This window comes from Exiguobacterium sp. s95 (genome assembly GCF_018618655.1).
In the GTDB taxonomy this organism is placed as follows: domain Bacteria; phylum Bacillota; class Bacilli; order Exiguobacteriales; family Exiguobacteriaceae; genus Exiguobacterium_A; species Exiguobacterium_A oxidotolerans.
Genome location: NZ_JACSMM010000001.1, coordinates 281,984 through 294,522, shown reverse-complemented (window position 1 = coordinate 294,522; position 12,539 = coordinate 281,984). Strand labels below are relative to the sequence as shown.

At 47.3% G+C, this 12,539-nt stretch carries 20 protein-coding genes; 12 read left to right on the top strand and 8 right to left on the bottom strand.

Annotation, left to right across the window (positions count from 1 at the left end; translation table 11 throughout):
- Window positions 1-27: 27 nt before the first annotated feature.
- Together KNP99_RS01670 and KNP99_RS01665 are read right to left on the bottom strand one after the other, a co-directional pair.
- Window positions 28-507, bottom strand: a complete 480-nt coding sequence (locus tag KNP99_RS01670) for a GNAT family N-acetyltransferase (protein ID WP_088836997.1) — start codon at window positions 505-507, stop codon at window positions 28-30.
- Entirely contained in the window at window positions 504-1,091 is a 588-nt protein-coding gene (locus KNP99_RS01665) for a GNAT family N-acetyltransferase (protein WP_214808037.1), read from the bottom strand. Before KNP99_RS01665 ends, KNP99_RS01670 begins: the two co-directional genes overlap by 4 nt.
- Before the next feature lie 101 nt (window positions 1,092-1,192).
- Here KNP99_RS01665 and KNP99_RS01660 point away from each other — a divergent pair, with 101 nt between their 5' ends.
- From KNP99_RS01660 to KNP99_RS01650, 3 genes are all read left to right on the top strand, one after another.
- The gene (locus tag KNP99_RS01660; protein WP_251133031.1) at window positions 1,193-1,975 is read left to right on the top strand and encodes a phospholipase D-like domain-containing protein; all 783 of its coding nucleotides are present in this window, start codon (window positions 1,193-1,195) and stop codon (window positions 1,973-1,975) included.
- Between the two features lie 240 nt (window positions 1,976-2,215).
- A complete protein-coding gene (locus tag KNP99_RS01655; RefSeq protein WP_214845617.1) occupies window positions 2,216-2,749 on the top strand; it encodes an HAD-IIIA family hydrolase in 534 nt (177 codons plus the stop codon).
- A gap of 54 nt (window positions 2,750-2,803) precedes the next feature.
- Entirely contained in the window at window positions 2,804-3,208 is a 405-nt protein-coding gene (locus tag KNP99_RS01650; protein ID WP_214845615.1) for an NUDIX hydrolase, read from the top strand.
- Between the two features lie 139 nt (window positions 3,209-3,347).
- Here the strand turns inward: KNP99_RS01650 and KNP99_RS01645 are convergent, their stop codons facing one another.
- Window positions 3,348-3,809 carry an NUDIX domain-containing protein gene (locus KNP99_RS01645; RefSeq protein ID WP_214845613.1) on the bottom strand — a complete coding sequence of 154 codons (462 nt, stop codon included), beginning with the start codon at window positions 3,807-3,809 and terminating at the stop codon, window positions 3,348-3,350.
- 105 nt (window positions 3,810-3,914) lie between these two features.
- Here KNP99_RS01645 and KNP99_RS01640 point away from each other — a divergent pair, with 105 nt between their 5' ends.
- The 3 genes from KNP99_RS01640 (at window position 3,915) to KNP99_RS01630 (ending at window position 5,821) form a co-directional block, all read left to right on the top strand.
- Window positions 3,915-4,424, top strand: a complete 510-nt coding sequence (locus KNP99_RS01640; protein ID WP_088836992.1) for a MepB family protein — start codon at window positions 3,915-3,917, stop codon at window positions 4,422-4,424.
- 132 nt (window positions 4,425-4,556) lie between these two features.
- A complete protein-coding gene (locus KNP99_RS01635; protein WP_251133030.1) occupies window positions 4,557-5,318 on the top strand; it encodes an arylamine N-acetyltransferase family protein in 762 nt (253 codons plus the stop codon).
- Between the two features lie 2 nt (window positions 5,319-5,320).
- Entirely contained in the window at window positions 5,321-5,821 is a 501-nt protein-coding gene (locus KNP99_RS01630) for an NUDIX hydrolase (protein WP_214845611.1), read from the top strand.
- 60 nt (window positions 5,822-5,881) lie between these two features.
- On the opposite strand, the gene KNP99_RS01625 is transcribed toward KNP99_RS01630, so the two are convergent.
- The 3 genes from KNP99_RS01625 to KNP99_RS01615 are packed head-to-tail and all read right to left on the bottom strand — an operon-like array spanning window position 5,882 to window position 8,228.
- The gene (locus KNP99_RS01625) at window positions 5,882-6,592 is read right to left on the bottom strand and encodes a DUF554 domain-containing protein (protein ID WP_088836990.1); all 711 of its coding nucleotides are present in this window, start codon (window positions 6,590-6,592) and stop codon (window positions 5,882-5,884) included.
- A gap of 53 nt (window positions 6,593-6,645) precedes the next feature.
- The gene (locus tag KNP99_RS01620) at window positions 6,646-7,560 is read right to left on the bottom strand and encodes a DMT family transporter (protein ID WP_215193008.1); all 915 of its coding nucleotides are present in this window, start codon (window positions 7,558-7,560) and stop codon (window positions 6,646-6,648) included.
- 2 nt (window positions 7,561-7,562) lie between these two features.
- Window positions 7,563-8,228 (bottom strand): GntR family transcriptional regulator, encoded by a 666-nt coding sequence (locus tag KNP99_RS01615; RefSeq protein WP_214805069.1) that lies wholly within the window; start codon window positions 8,226-8,228, stop codon window positions 7,563-7,565.
- Between the two features lie 144 nt (window positions 8,229-8,372).
- Here KNP99_RS01615 and KNP99_RS01610 point away from each other — a divergent pair, with 144 nt between their 5' ends.
- The 6 genes from KNP99_RS01610 (at window position 8,373) to KNP99_RS01585 (ending at window position 11,194) form a co-directional block, all read left to right on the top strand.
- Complete coding sequence (locus KNP99_RS01610; protein WP_214845607.1) at window positions 8,373-8,693, top strand: PadR family transcriptional regulator; 321 nt, start codon at window positions 8,373-8,375, stop codon at window positions 8,691-8,693.
- 3 nt (window positions 8,694-8,696) lie between these two features.
- Window positions 8,697-9,455 carry a hypothetical protein gene (locus KNP99_RS01605; RefSeq protein WP_214845605.1) on the top strand — a complete coding sequence of 253 codons (759 nt, stop codon included), beginning with the start codon at window positions 8,697-8,699 and terminating at the stop codon, window positions 9,453-9,455.
- Between the two features lie 78 nt (window positions 9,456-9,533).
- On the top strand, window positions 9,534-10,352 hold the full coding sequence (locus tag KNP99_RS01600; RefSeq protein WP_214769388.1) for an SMI1/KNR4 family protein: 819 nt from the start codon (window positions 9,534-9,536) through the stop codon (window positions 10,350-10,352).
- A 24-nt stretch (window positions 10,353-10,376) separates the two neighbouring features.
- Window positions 10,377-10,550 carry a hypothetical protein gene (locus KNP99_RS01595; protein ID WP_214769391.1) on the top strand — a complete coding sequence of 58 codons (174 nt, stop codon included), beginning with the start codon at window positions 10,377-10,379 and terminating at the stop codon, window positions 10,548-10,550.
- Between the two features lie 26 nt (window positions 10,551-10,576).
- Window positions 10,577-10,810, top strand: coding sequence for a hypothetical protein (locus tag KNP99_RS01590; RefSeq protein ID WP_214804737.1), 234 nt, complete (start codon window positions 10,577-10,579; stop codon window positions 10,808-10,810).
- A gap of 33 nt (window positions 10,811-10,843) precedes the next feature.
- Window positions 10,844-11,194, top strand: coding sequence for a cupin domain-containing protein (locus KNP99_RS01585; RefSeq protein ID WP_214845603.1), 351 nt, complete (start codon window positions 10,844-10,846; stop codon window positions 11,192-11,194).
- 135 nt (window positions 11,195-11,329) lie between these two features.
- On the opposite strand, the gene KNP99_RS01580 is transcribed toward KNP99_RS01585, so the two are convergent.
- Both KNP99_RS01580 and KNP99_RS01575 read right to left on the bottom strand, forming a co-directional pair.
- A complete protein-coding gene (locus KNP99_RS01580; protein WP_214845601.1) occupies window positions 11,330-11,968 on the bottom strand; it encodes a histidine phosphatase family protein in 639 nt (212 codons plus the stop codon).
- A complete protein-coding gene (locus tag KNP99_RS01575; RefSeq protein WP_214845599.1) occupies window positions 11,962-12,537 on the bottom strand; it encodes a GNAT family N-acetyltransferase in 576 nt (191 codons plus the stop codon). Before KNP99_RS01575 ends, KNP99_RS01580 begins: the two co-directional genes overlap by 7 nt.
- Window positions 12,538-12,539: the final 2 nt, after the last annotated feature.

Below are 12,539 nucleotides of genomic sequence, written 5' to 3'. Positions count from 1 at the left end.
CTGGTACAGTTGCTTTCGTGCTTTCATTTAATCCAACCGTTTTTCCATATGGAGATCCGTCGGCGCGTACCCTGACGATTCATACAGCTTGATCGCCCGCGTATTGTGGGCAAAGACATGAAGTCCGATGATTTTGATGTTCATCCGCCGTGCGACCTGTTCAAGCGCCACCATCGCCTGTCGCCCGTAGCCTTTTCCTTGGTGATGTGCATCAACCGAAAAATCATAGATGAATGCCGTCCGTCCCTGTTTTTTTTCCACGACATGAAACCACATCATGCCGACCGCCTCAGTCGTCGCCTCATCGACTAGCGAGAAAAGATAATTGTCTTTTGACGCGCGTCCGTCCGGTAAGAGTTGACGAAACTCTTCCGTCGACCGGTCGATGGCTTCCGCTTCCACCCACGTTCCGGCTTTCACCTTTTCCGCGGCGTACTCTTCAATTGCCGTCGGTAAATACGTCTGATACGTCGTTTCCGTCATCGGTTCAAAGCGGATTTTCGTCATCGGTTGTCCCCTACTTCCGTTTGTTCGACCTGTATCATGTTCGATTGCCAGTCATCGGCGAGCATCGCGTAGACGATGACATCATGGAAATCTCCGTAAAGACGTTCTGCCGACCGTAACGTCCCTTCTTTGACGAACCCGAGCCGCTCGGGAATCCGTTGACTCCGTGTATTGCCGGCCGCACATTCAATGACGACTCGATTCAAGCCGAGTGTCGTGAAGCAGTATGCTGTGACGAAGCGAACGACTTCAATCATCAAGTTTTTTCCGCGCCCGGCTCCCGTTACGTAATAGCCGATTGATGTCTGGCGTAACGTTTGATTGATTTCGTGCAGGGCGACCGTTCCGACCAGTGCTCCGTCATAATAAATCCCGCAGGCGAAACCGTCCCCGTCCGCATATTGCTTCAGCCAGATCGGAATCACTTCCTCACGGTAGACTTCAGCTCCCGTCGCCCCGTCGACCCAGCCGAGCCACTCCCGTAAGTGGTCCCGGTTGGCGTCGACTAAGGCGAACAGGGCGTCGGCATCTTGCCGTTCAATCAATTTTAATCCGAGTCGTTCTGTGATCTGATGGGTAAACATGTCGTTTCACTCCTTATGTATGTCTAAAGCTATACTTTAGACGTTAAACGTTAAAATACCTGCTTGAGAATCTGTTGCTGTGATGAGTGGGACAGATTTTTGTGAATGACCTGTTTTGGTTTCGTCGTCAGCGCGTTCTCTATGATGCGATCGGCTCCTGGAAACTCAAAGCGAAGGACTTCGCTGCCTTCAACCAAGACGGCGCTGAAGTCCGGTCGTTTTTCGCTTCGCCGTTCGGCATCTTCAACCTGCGGATCAACAACCGCAATCACCGGAAACTTTGTACGATTGACCGGCAAATCGGCTACATCGGCGGTTTTAACGTCGGATCGGAGTACCTTGGGGAAGACGAACAGTTCGGCTACTGGCGTGACACACATCTGCGGGTCCTCGGCCCCGTCGTCGAAGCACTCGAGTTTCATTTTGAACAGGACTGGGATGCCGCGAGCCGTGAGCGAACCGATTGGTCAACGGCACCGATTCCACCGCTAGCGGATTCGACAGACCGTGTCCCGGCTCAAATCGTGACGTCCGGTCCAACGTCAGAGACGGAATACTTGAAAAACATGCTGATCCAAATAATTCATACGGCGGAAAAATCAATCTATATTCAGTCACCCTACTTTATTCCGGACGCCAGTTTCATGGATGCCTGCCGGATTGCCTTAGCGTCCGGCGTTACCCTGAAGATCATGATTCCGAACCAGCCGGATCACCCGTTCGTCTACTGGGCGACGTATGCGGCGGTCGGCGAAGAACTGGAACTGCTCTTTTTATCAGACGTCGCCGATAGTAGTTTGTTAACGCGGGAAAAATACGCTGCCCGTCCGCAGATGATCCGCTTTAAGGAAAGTATCTCGCGCCTGTTATCGCCAATCTTATAACATTAAAAAAAGTAACAACCAGCATGTAATGGAATAACTAAACAGATGGACGGCAAATCATAAATTAACTCATTTTTGGCTAAACATACTCATTTTGAATGATTTTGAGTATGTTTAGCGTATTTGACTATGTTTAATGAGTTCATTTTTCTTCTAAACGGATTCATTTGTTATAAAAATGAGCATGTTTAATGGCATGGGGTAGCGTACCTACTAAATTCATGACAGGAGATATAAACGATGAAAAACATAGAAGCTGTCTTTTTGGATCGTGATGGTACCGGCGGGGGTACCACCATGCACTACCCAGGAGAATTTGAACTGTTTCCGTATACCGCTTTGGCAATCAATCGATTAAAAGAAGACCGGATTCCATTGTTTTCATTTACAAATCAACCTGGTATCTCCAAAGGGTTAGCAACTATAAAAGACTTTCAACAGGAATTGACTGGATTCGGTTTTGATGATGTTTACGTATGTCCACCCCCCCTCAAGAAGGTTGTACGTGCCGGAAGCCTGATGTTAATGGAAGCACGACACACCCATGATTTAACGCTAAACAACTGTGTCGTCATCGGGGATCGTTGGACCGACATGCTGGCGGCTTCAAAAGCAGGTTGTATTAAAATTTTAGTACGAACAGGTGCGGGGGAAATGTCGTTACGCGACCATCGTGACGAATCAAATAACATCCGTATTGACTACATTGCAAGTGACTTAAAAGATGCCATCAGCTGGTTGTACAGCCAGTATTCGTTGACTGGCAGAGCATAAAACAAGATATAGTGACGGTTACAAGTCTTATATTTAAATAAAGGTGGAGATTAGATGATGCCAAAACATTCACTCTCAGCAGGTGCCGTCGTCCTTGATGATCACGGAAAAATCCTGCTCATTAAAGGGCCAGAGCGAGGTTGGGAATTTCCAGGTGGGGTCATTGAACTAGGAGAAACCATCGAGGACGGAATCATCCGTGAAGTGAAAGAAGAATCCGGAATCGATATTGAGGTGACTCACTTTTGTGGCATCTATCAAAACATAAGCCAACATGTTTGCGCGACCTGTTGGCTGGCAAAAGCAGTCGGTGGGACACCGCAAACGAGCAGCGAAAGTCTGGAAGTCGGCTTTTTCAGTTTAGAAGAAGTTCTAGACATGGTGACCTGGTCAAATTTCAGTGAACGAATCCTTAAAATTTTAAACGAAGAGGAACAACCCTTTTATGTTGCTTTTTGACTCCTTCACTTCATAGTTCCGAGAAGACAGCACGTAGACAACGAAATGCTCCGAATTAGGGCATCCATCGCCCCAAATCATTTGGTCAGATGGATGTACTTTGTTTACGGTACCAGCATTTGCTTTTAAATCAATCACTTTAGCGGTCGACGGCTTCCCTGACCGCCCATCTCTGATGCGCATGAAATAACTTATCCGTATCTTGAAGACTGAGCCACGCCGGATGATGATCCATTTCGACTGCCGCTTGTGTCAACTCGAGTAACGTCACTTTGTAAAAAAACGCATCGTTGAGGATTGCTTGTCCGTTTCGTGCTATCAAATACTGTTTGGCCCGTCCAATCGGTACTTCGATACGAATCGTATAACCCGTCTCTTCTAACAGTTCTCTGTGAAGTGCTTGCTCCGGTGTTTCACCGACTTCTCTCCCACCTCCGGGAAGGAAGAAATGTTGTGAATTAGTCCGAACGCTTAGGTATTTTTGTTGTTCCTTATCAACGACAACAGCATAGACGCTCGCCTTGTTTTGATAATGCATCCCTTCCTGCTTCAGTCCGAAAATCGGAATCTCTTTTTCAATATTCGTTTTAGACTGTCTCATTGATGATCTCCTTTATACGTGTAATGTTATTTCAAATAGAATTCGTGATATACAGCTTTATACTAACTATAGACCATTTAAATCCGTTGAGAGGTGAACTGAAACGTGCATGATTTTTTCGAAGTACTGAATTATGTAAATAAAATCATTTATGAACCCAATCGTTTACCATTAGAGAGGGTTCAAGAAGAACCACAAAATGCGAACTATGGTGCTGGGACTTTTAAAATATTTTCCAAAACCGTTCGTTTTCGGATAGGACATGTAACGCCTACAAAACTAGGGCAGTTTGTGGTCTTTTGGGAAAAAGACGACAACAATAAGAATCAGCCCTATCGATATGACGAAGCCCCTGATTTATTAGTCATCACGACTTTTAAAAATGAGACAGCATTCGGACAATTCATCTTTCCGAAAGAAGTACTTCTTCAACAAAATGTTCTTTCATCTAATGCAACAAAAGGAAAGATGGCGATGCGTGTTTATCCAAGTTGGGATACACCAACAAGTAAACAAGCCATCGCAACTCAAAAATGGCAGGCACCATACTTTATCGATATGTGCGATGCTAGTGATTCGTTAAATGAGGAACTAGTTGAACGTTATTCGCTTTAATTTCCCGAAAACCCTTTTTTCATCGATTCATTTCATTTTAAAAAATCAATTGATTCGGTACTATCCAGACTGTTTAATTAAATTTCAGACATTTTGTGCCATACTAAGGAGATTGAAAAAGGAGGAATTCAATTGTCATCTCTCATGAAAACAATCGCATCCCGGATACAGTTTCCACTTGACCGGCCGATTACGTTTGACGATTTACCATCTCTATTAGAAGCATTCGCCTACCACCTGCCGTTTGATAATCAGGCCGTCCTCTCGAAACGGACGTTACCTTTTAACGAAGCACGCCTTGAGCAGACGTTCGTCACCAATCAAGCCGGCGGTGTCTGTTATGATTTAAATCACCTGCTCTATGAAATCTTGCGGATTCAAGGATTTGATGTCGCGCTCATCAAAGCGACCGTCTATGACAATGAACACGAAGTCTGGTCGGCGACCGGTCCGACCCATGTCGCGATTCTCCTCCAGCATGCAGGCGCGACGTACCTCGTCGACAGTGGGTTCGGAATCAATCTCGCCTTACGCCCTGTTCCATTGACAGGTGAGACCGTCCTTTCACCAAGCGGCAGCTTCCGGATTGCCCCGAACGGTGCCGGGTACCAGCTTGAAATGCAACGGATAGGACTCGACGACACGTTTATCATCGGCTACCATTTTTATACCCAACAGACGCTTTTGCCGGATCAGCTCGCAGCGATCGAACAAATCATCCAGCAACATGCCGCCTCCCCGTTCAATAAACGGAGTTTACTTGCCGTCCGGACGGAAACCGGCCACCGGATTTTGACGGAACAAGCCTTGACGACTTGGACGGATGGAAAGAAAACGATCCAACCCGTCCCGTCAGACGAACAGTATGCGAGTTGGAAAAAGGAGCTGTTCTGATCGTGCAGGACGTACCCTACCCGTATACGCTTTGTCTGGTCCGTCAAGGCGATCAGTTCCTCTTGCTCAACCGGCAAAAGCAGCCGGCGATGGGAATGTGGAACGGTGTCGGCGGCAAAATCGAACCCGGTGAAACACCAACTGCCGCTGTCATCCGGGAGACGTTCGAAGAGACGGGAATCATGCTGTCACAAGTCCAGTTCGCCGGTACCGCTGTCCTACGCGCCGAACAGGCCGTCGGCATCTACCTCTACCTCGCCGACTTACCAGAAGGCCAAACGCTTGCGACACCGCGCGCGACGCGCGAAGGGATTCTCGACTGGAAATCACTTGACTGGATTCTTAATCCGGACAATATCGGGATCATCAGTAACTTAAAACACTATTTACCGAACATCTTAAGCGGTCCACCGCGTCAACACACATTCACCTATAAGCAGCATCAGTTACTCGATTATTCGACGACCGTCTTACCTGCGGACGCGTTGCACCTCACATACTAAAAAAACTGCGTCCTTCATCCCGGAGACAATCGTTGTCAACGGAATGAAGGACGCAGTTTTTTAATTGAACCCGAACAGTTGAAGCCCCGTCACGATCACGGCCACCATCACGATACCGGGCAGGAGATTTGCGACCCGGATTTTTGTGATGCCGGCAAGATTCAACCCGATCGCCAAAATCATCACCCCGCCGGTCGCCGTCATCTCGACGATGAACTGTTGCAGGATCGCATCGGGAATGAACTGTGTAATCGCGACGGCACCGAGCGCAATCGCCCCTTGATACAGAAGTACGGGAATGGCGGAGAAGATGACGCCGATGCCGAGCGTCGAACTGAGGACGAGCGCCGTAAAACCGTCAATCAATCCTTTCGTATACAATACGTCGTGATCCTGACGCAATCCGCCGTCAAGCGCCCCGAGCACGCCCATCGCGCCGATGACGAAAATCAGCGTCGCCGTGACGAATCCTTCAGCGATGTTTGACGGACGTCCCCGGCCGATTCTCAGTTCAAGCCACTCGCCGAGCCGGTTGAGCTTTTCATCGATCCGCAACCATTCGCCAAGCGCCCCACCGATGACGAGACTGCCGATGACGATTAAAAAGTTCTCACTTTTCAATCCCATCTGGACACCGAGCACGACGACGGCGAGACCGATTGCCTGGACGACCGTTTCTTTCGTCCGCTCGGGAATTCTGTGAAACAGGAGACCGAGTAACGTCCCGACGATGATCAGTCCTGTGTTGACAAGTGTTCCTGTAAGTACCATCCTTGTTCCCTCGTTTGCTAAGTTATTTTTAAATTAAGGTAGTTGAAATAAATTCAATCCGAGATAACGGTCGGACTGACTTGCCGAAAACTGTGGAGTGTCATCCCAAGCATGACGAGGATGATACCGAGCAGTCCGAGACCTGACGGAAATGCCGCATGTAAAAAGACGGCTTCTCCGAGGACGGTGAACAAAATTTCGAACGATTGTGTCGCCTCGATTATCGCGAGCCGGACGGGATCACGATGGACGAGCGATGTCGCGTAAAAGAACAAGGACGTCGCGACGACGCCGGAAAAGATTGCGACGAGTGCCGACTGTGATACTTGTGCCATCGAAGGGAAGCCACTCGAACGGTATGCAAATGCCGTCAAGATGAACCAAAACGGAAGACTCGCGAGCGTCATCCCGAGAATCCGGTCGAACACGTCGAGTTGGTCCCCGTACCGCATGAGCATCTTCCGGTTCCCGAGCGGATAGGCGACCGCTGCAATCAGGACCGGGACGACACCGTACAGCATCGATGACAGGCTGACGTTCTCCGCGACGGCAAGTTGCATGACGATGACGCCGGCGACGATGACAAGGGAAAACCGTAACGCCGTCCAGGGAATCTTCTGGTGAAACAACGGCGCAAGCAAAGGACCAGCAAGGATTGTCAGTTGCCACGTCCCGGCGATCAACCAACCGGGCGCATAATCGGCAGCAAAACAAATCCCGCTGTAAAAAATGCCGAAGCCAATCGTCCCGTAGATGAGCCAAAATTTCGGGTCTTCACGGAGCGCCCGGAAGACGTGTCCGACCCGCCGGCGAAAAGCGACGATTATAAACAACAACGGCAGCATAAAATAAAACCGGAGTGCCGCACTGTAGATCCAGTGCCCCCCACTTCCTTGCATCGATTGGTTCAGGATGAAGGTGACGGCAAAAAACAATGCCGCCAAGGTACCGAGTACGAGCGGACGCATTTTCACTCCTCCTTCAGTGCTGCGATGATATGGCGACCGAGCCCATTCCAGTTCTGCCTCGTCAACCGGACGAGTAAATCGACATCCCGCTGTTCGCACGCTTGAATGATCGCATCGTGGTCATCTGCCGACGAACTGCCGATCCGGCTGAACTGGGCGAACTCCAGCCGGCGGACGAGCGGCGTCAAGCGACTCAACGTTTCAGTCAGTTGCTGATTCTGACTTGCCTGTAAGAAGACATGATGAAACGCATCATCACATTGCATCGCCTCGAGGGCATCCTCCTGACCGATCGCCGTCCGAAATTCGCTATTCAGCTTGCGTAACGTCTCTAACGTCTCCGGCGTAATGTGCGGAAACGCCAGTTGACTCGCGAGTCCATGGAGCGTCGCGACGATTGGAAACGTCTCGCGTGCCTGTACCACATCCAGTGCCGTCACGTTCGTCCGTGAACCGGGTTTAAAGACGACGAGTCCCTCCTCTTCCAGTTTTTTCAGTGCTTCCCGGACCGGCGTCCGGCTGACACCGAATTGTTCCGCCAGTTCCAAATCGTTCAATTTTTCACCCGGCGCCAGCTCCAAGATGATGATTTGTTGCTGCAAGTGCTGATACACTTCCTGACTCAAGGAAGTCCGCTTGATTTTAAGAGCCTTTTTTGAGTTATCCATAAAACTAATATATTGCATATCAATGTCGATTGCACTTGTTTTTTCAATTATTAGGAAAATTCCATTCACTACCTTGTATTACAAGTTATTGAGTGATAAACTATATTTACCTTGCAATACAAGATAGTGAAACGAGGAATTCATATGTCATCTACTCAAATGTTAAAGGGCATTCTTGACGGTTGTTTACTAGCGTTGATCGCAGAAGAAGAAGTCTACGGTTATGAACTGGCAACGAAGCTTGCGACCTATGGCTTTGCTGACGTCAGCGAAGGAACGATTTATCCGTTATTGATGCGGATGCAAAATCTCGGTTGGATTGAAGCAACGCAACGCCAGTCCCCGAGCGGACCGAAACGAAAGTATTATGCCATCACTTCGGCAGGACGCGACGAACTGACTGCTTTTTCAGCTCGCTGGTACAGTCTTTCAGCAAGCGTCAATCAGATTTTAAAGGAGGAATGAACCATGCATCCCTTATCCACTGAATCAACTCGTTTTTTAGAGGACTTAAAAATCTATTTGTTAGCTTCCGGAAAAAATGAACAGGCGACGCAAGACATCGTCAGCGAACTCGCGGATCACTTGCGCGACGCTGAGTCGGATGGCAAATCGGTTAAATCCATTACCGGTGATAGTCCGGCCGCTTACATCCAGTCGATTTCAAACGAACTTCCCTTTGACTGGAAAGGATTGCTGCAAGTCTTCGGACTTGTGTTCGTAGGCGGATCCAGTTTTTCGTTTTTTCAACAGCTCTTTACGGGTGCCGTCTCCTACAGCGCGATGCTGTTAGCGAGTTTTGCGAGCACAGTCGTGTTACTCATCGTCTGCCTCGCGCTGATCCTGCGGTACCTGTCGACGCATCCGGTCAGTCATGGCCGTCAAAAGCTACTGTTCGGACTGTTCGGCGGCTTATTTTCAGTCAGTATCTTGGTGACCGTTTTTGCCGACCGCTTTATCGATTCGCCGACCGTGACGTTTTCGCTTCCTGTCAGTTATGCAATCGGGTTACTTTATCTCGTCGTCATCGTATGGTTATCCGTCTCGTCAGGGACATGGGTCATCGCCATCGGACTCGCCGCCTATTTTTTACCACAATTTGTTTTACATCAGACTGAAGTCAATGGATTAATCGTCATTTTGAGCAGTTATCTCATTTCGATGATCAGTATGAATCTTTACTTTTTCTTACCCATGCTGCTTACGAAACGACAGATGCAGAAGTGATTTTGTTCACAAAAAAATGGATTTTATTAAAAAGGAACCCTTCATTCTTTTACACACTTTTTTGATTGGAGATGAAAAATGAACATAATGAACATTTGGGATAAAGAAGACGATTATGGTATTCTCGCACCTTTATCGGAAAATGAGGTCCATCAAATTGAAACTGAACTACAGGTGACATTCCCGGAAATTTTTCTCACCTTGTTAAGAGATCAAAACGGAGGTACCATCCTGTATAACACTGTTTCGGTAGATTTTGAAAACACATGGTCTGAGCCTGGAGATGCGAGTTATTTACCAATCCGTTATCTCGAAGGGCTCAGCTACGAATCGTTCGTCAAATCGACGAAGCATATATTACCGGAATGGGATGTCGTAGGCAAACATGTCATTATTGGTGACGGCGAAGGGATTTATTTTTACTACTTAAACTTTGATCATGATGATAAAAATCCATCCATCTGGTACCTAGACATTTCAGATGCATCCACACGCGAAGTCGCTCCAACCTTTCAAGATTTTCTATCCCGCTGGCTGATCCAAGAACCAGACTTAGAACCACTAGATCTTGATGCGTTTTATGCGAGTTATCCTTCAGTTGAAGAAATTAATCAATATATTCAAAGTGAGGATACTGACACCGTTTTGGATGCATTCGCTTCTTGGATGACCATTGGTCTAGAACAAGAACAATTAGTTCATGAACTGATGAAACATATTGATAAAACGAAAGATTCCGACATCCTTGACTCTCTTTCCCAATACTTGACGCATTTAGTTTTGAATACAAGTGCAAGCTTTTACATTTCAAAAGAACAAGTTGCACGACTATTAGAATCAAAAGGGGTTAATACTAATTTAAATATCTATATTAGCTGGTTACGATCTGAAGATTAAAGTGAATTGAAGGAGGACTGACTGATGCCTGAAGATTTTTTATTTTTAGTGATCATCGTTTCTTTAGTCATTTGGATGACACTTTCAAAAGAAGTATTTAAACCTTCACAAGAAATCAATCGCCCGAAGATGTTGATCTTATTGTCTGCTGGATCTTTTTCTACTTTTATCCTGATCATTGTACTTTTGCAGTCATAAATACATCGCGATAGAGGTGAGTTAGCTTGAAAATCAAAACGTTTCTCCTTTCCTTCATCATTGTCTATCTAGTACTTAGCCTGCCGGCACTGTTCGGGATCGGATTTGTCATCGACTGGGTCCCTGAAGCGACCTTACTTCAAAAAATCAACGGTTACGTCCTCATTGGATTAACGGATAACTACTTGTTCAAATTTGTCATAGCAGGCCTGATTAGCATCGTCCTGCAACTGGTTATGTCTAAACGTCAGCGAAATTAAATCAGGTAGCAAACAATGCATCGGGGGAATTATATGAAACTTTATCGATTCACAAAAGAGACCGGGAAAAAAATCACAAAATTCGACTCTGATTTTGTAATGTCGCGGATCACGCAGACAGAGAAGCCCGTTCATATAGGGTGTGTCCATTTAGATGTCGCCGGGTTAATTGGTTATCATCAAGCGGTTGTTCCCCAGTTGCTTTTACTTGTGAGCGGGGAAGGCTGGGTTAGAAGTGAAGACGATACATCCGTTAAAGTCCAGAGCGGTGATGCCGTGTTTTGGGATAGCGGCGAATGGCACGAAACCAGAACTGACAGCGGATTGACTGCAATCGTTATCGAAAGCGAAGAGTTGATCACGTCTTCCTTGACACCGTTATAGCGATTACAGGTATGAAACAAACATGAGCATTGATTAAAAGAAGGCTGTCTGACAGGGAGAAAAAAGTTCCACTTCCCCTCCGTCAAACAGCCCTATTTATTAAAATTCACTTTCTTCAATGCCGATTTTTTCGAATTAACGTTCCATAAACTGTTCCTGCACCTGTTGGATATGACTTATATCTGCTTCTAGCACAATTTTAAGCTGGTCCTCAACGCATTCAATAATCGTCAAGGATGTATCCTTTATGAATGGAGGTGTTGACCATAACTTTTCTAGCGGTTGCTTTTTTAAAGTGGCCAACAATATTTTAATAACGACTGTGTGCGTGACAATTAGAACCTCGCCTGTTTGATGTCGACTTTTCATTTTCTCAAAAAATGCAAGAACACGTCGTTTCAGCTCAAAGAAGTTTTCACCTGTTTCTGATATATACAGATGTGGCGCATTCCAAAAGTTGAAATAGGCTTGCGGATAGTTCTCACTTAACACCTGTCTGTTTTGCCCTTCCCAGTCCCCAAAATGTATCTCTTTTAAATCCTCCTCGATCACAAACGGACACGTCCGTCCCTGCATCATCAATCGAGCCGTACATAAACTTCTTTCACTCGGACTGGAATAGACCGTTTGAAATGCGATAGACTTCAGCCTTTCACCTAACTGACAGGCATTTCTTTTTCCTTTTTCAGTTAACGGTGAATCCGACCAGCCTTGCAGCTTCTGTTCTATGTTCCATTCGGTTTCGCCATGCCGCGTCAGATAAATCGTCAGCATGTTAAATCCTCCAGTACGCTTTGCTTACGTTCCGCTTCATACCGCTCCCGCGTCCATTGATACAACCGGCTCGTCACCGTCCGCCCGTCAATCCGCTCCATGACGAACGGCCGGTCGAGCACGTGGCGGAAGCCCATCTTTTCGATGACGCGTTGCGATTGTCCGTTAAAATCAAAGTGGGCAGACCAGACAATCTCCATCTCAAGCTCCACAAAAGCGACAGCGAGTGCCGCGTCGACGATCTCCGGCATCCGTCCCTGTCCCCAGTAATCAGGATGCAGGACGAATCCGAACTCGACTTGTTTTTTGTCAGCCAGTGCCTCGACTGGTCGGCGCGCATGCATCCCGAAGCTGCCGATGACCTGGTCCGTCGCCCGGTCGACGATTGCATAACCATCATTCGCTTCCTGAAACATCGAAATGACGGCGCGGCTTTCGTCGATGGACGCGTGCGGTGCCCAGCCGGCGTTCGGTCCGACACGCGGATCTTTCGCATAGGCATATAAATCTTCAGCGTCACTCATGCGCCAGCGTCGTAACCGGTGCCGCTTCGTTGTCAATTCCTCCATTT

What these genes read in the sequence shown, in the direction of transcription:
- KNP99_RS01605 (WP_214845605.1), top strand. Translation starts at nt 8,697, where the DNA reads ATGCATCCCTTATCCACTGAATCAACTCGTTTTTTAGAGGACTTAAAA.
- KNP99_RS01620 (WP_215193008.1), bottom strand. Translation starts at nt 7,560, where the DNA reads ATGCGTCCGCTCGTACTCGGTACCTTGGCGGCATTGTTTTTTGCCGTC.
- KNP99_RS01650 (WP_214845615.1), top strand. Translation starts at nt 2,804, where the DNA reads ATGATGCCAAAACATTCACTCTCAGCAGGTGCCGTCGTCCTTGATGAT.
- KNP99_RS01610 (WP_214845607.1), top strand. Translation starts at nt 8,373, where the DNA reads ATGTCATCTACTCAAATGTTAAAGGGCATTCTTGACGGTTGTTTACTA.
- KNP99_RS01575 (WP_214845599.1), bottom strand. Translation starts at nt 12,537, where the DNA reads ATGGAGGAATTGACAACGAAGCGGCACCGGTTACGACGCTGGCGCATG.
- KNP99_RS01670 (WP_088836997.1), bottom strand. Translation starts at nt 507, where the DNA reads ATGACGAAAATCCGCTTTGAACCGATGACGGAAACGACGTATCAGACG.
- KNP99_RS01585 (WP_214845603.1), top strand. Translation starts at nt 10,844, where the DNA reads ATGAAACTTTATCGATTCACAAAAGAGACCGGGAAAAAAATCACAAAA.
- KNP99_RS01580 (WP_214845601.1), bottom strand. Translation starts at nt 11,968, where the DNA reads ATGCTGACGATTTATCTGACGCGGCATGGCGAAACCGAATGGAACATA.
- KNP99_RS01645 (WP_214845613.1), bottom strand. Translation starts at nt 3,809, where the DNA reads ATGAGACAGTCTAAAACGAATATTGAAAAAGAGATTCCGATTTTCGGA.
- KNP99_RS01615 (WP_214805069.1), bottom strand. Translation starts at nt 8,228, where the DNA reads ATGGATAACTCAAAAAAGGCTCTTAAAATCAAGCGGACTTCCTTGAGT.
- KNP99_RS01655 (WP_214845617.1), top strand. Translation starts at nt 2,216, where the DNA reads ATGAAAAACATAGAAGCTGTCTTTTTGGATCGTGATGGTACCGGCGGG.
- KNP99_RS01625 (WP_088836990.1), bottom strand. Translation starts at nt 6,592, where the DNA reads ATGGTACTTACAGGAACACTTGTCAACACAGGACTGATCATCGTCGGG.
- KNP99_RS01595 (WP_214769391.1), top strand. Translation starts at nt 10,377, where the DNA reads ATGCCTGAAGATTTTTTATTTTTAGTGATCATCGTTTCTTTAGTCATT.
- KNP99_RS01600 (WP_214769388.1), top strand. Translation starts at nt 9,534, where the DNA reads ATGAACATAATGAACATTTGGGATAAAGAAGACGATTATGGTATTCTC.
- KNP99_RS01665 (WP_214808037.1), bottom strand. Translation starts at nt 1,091, where the DNA reads ATGTTTACCCATCAGATCACAGAACGACTCGGATTAAAATTGATTGAA.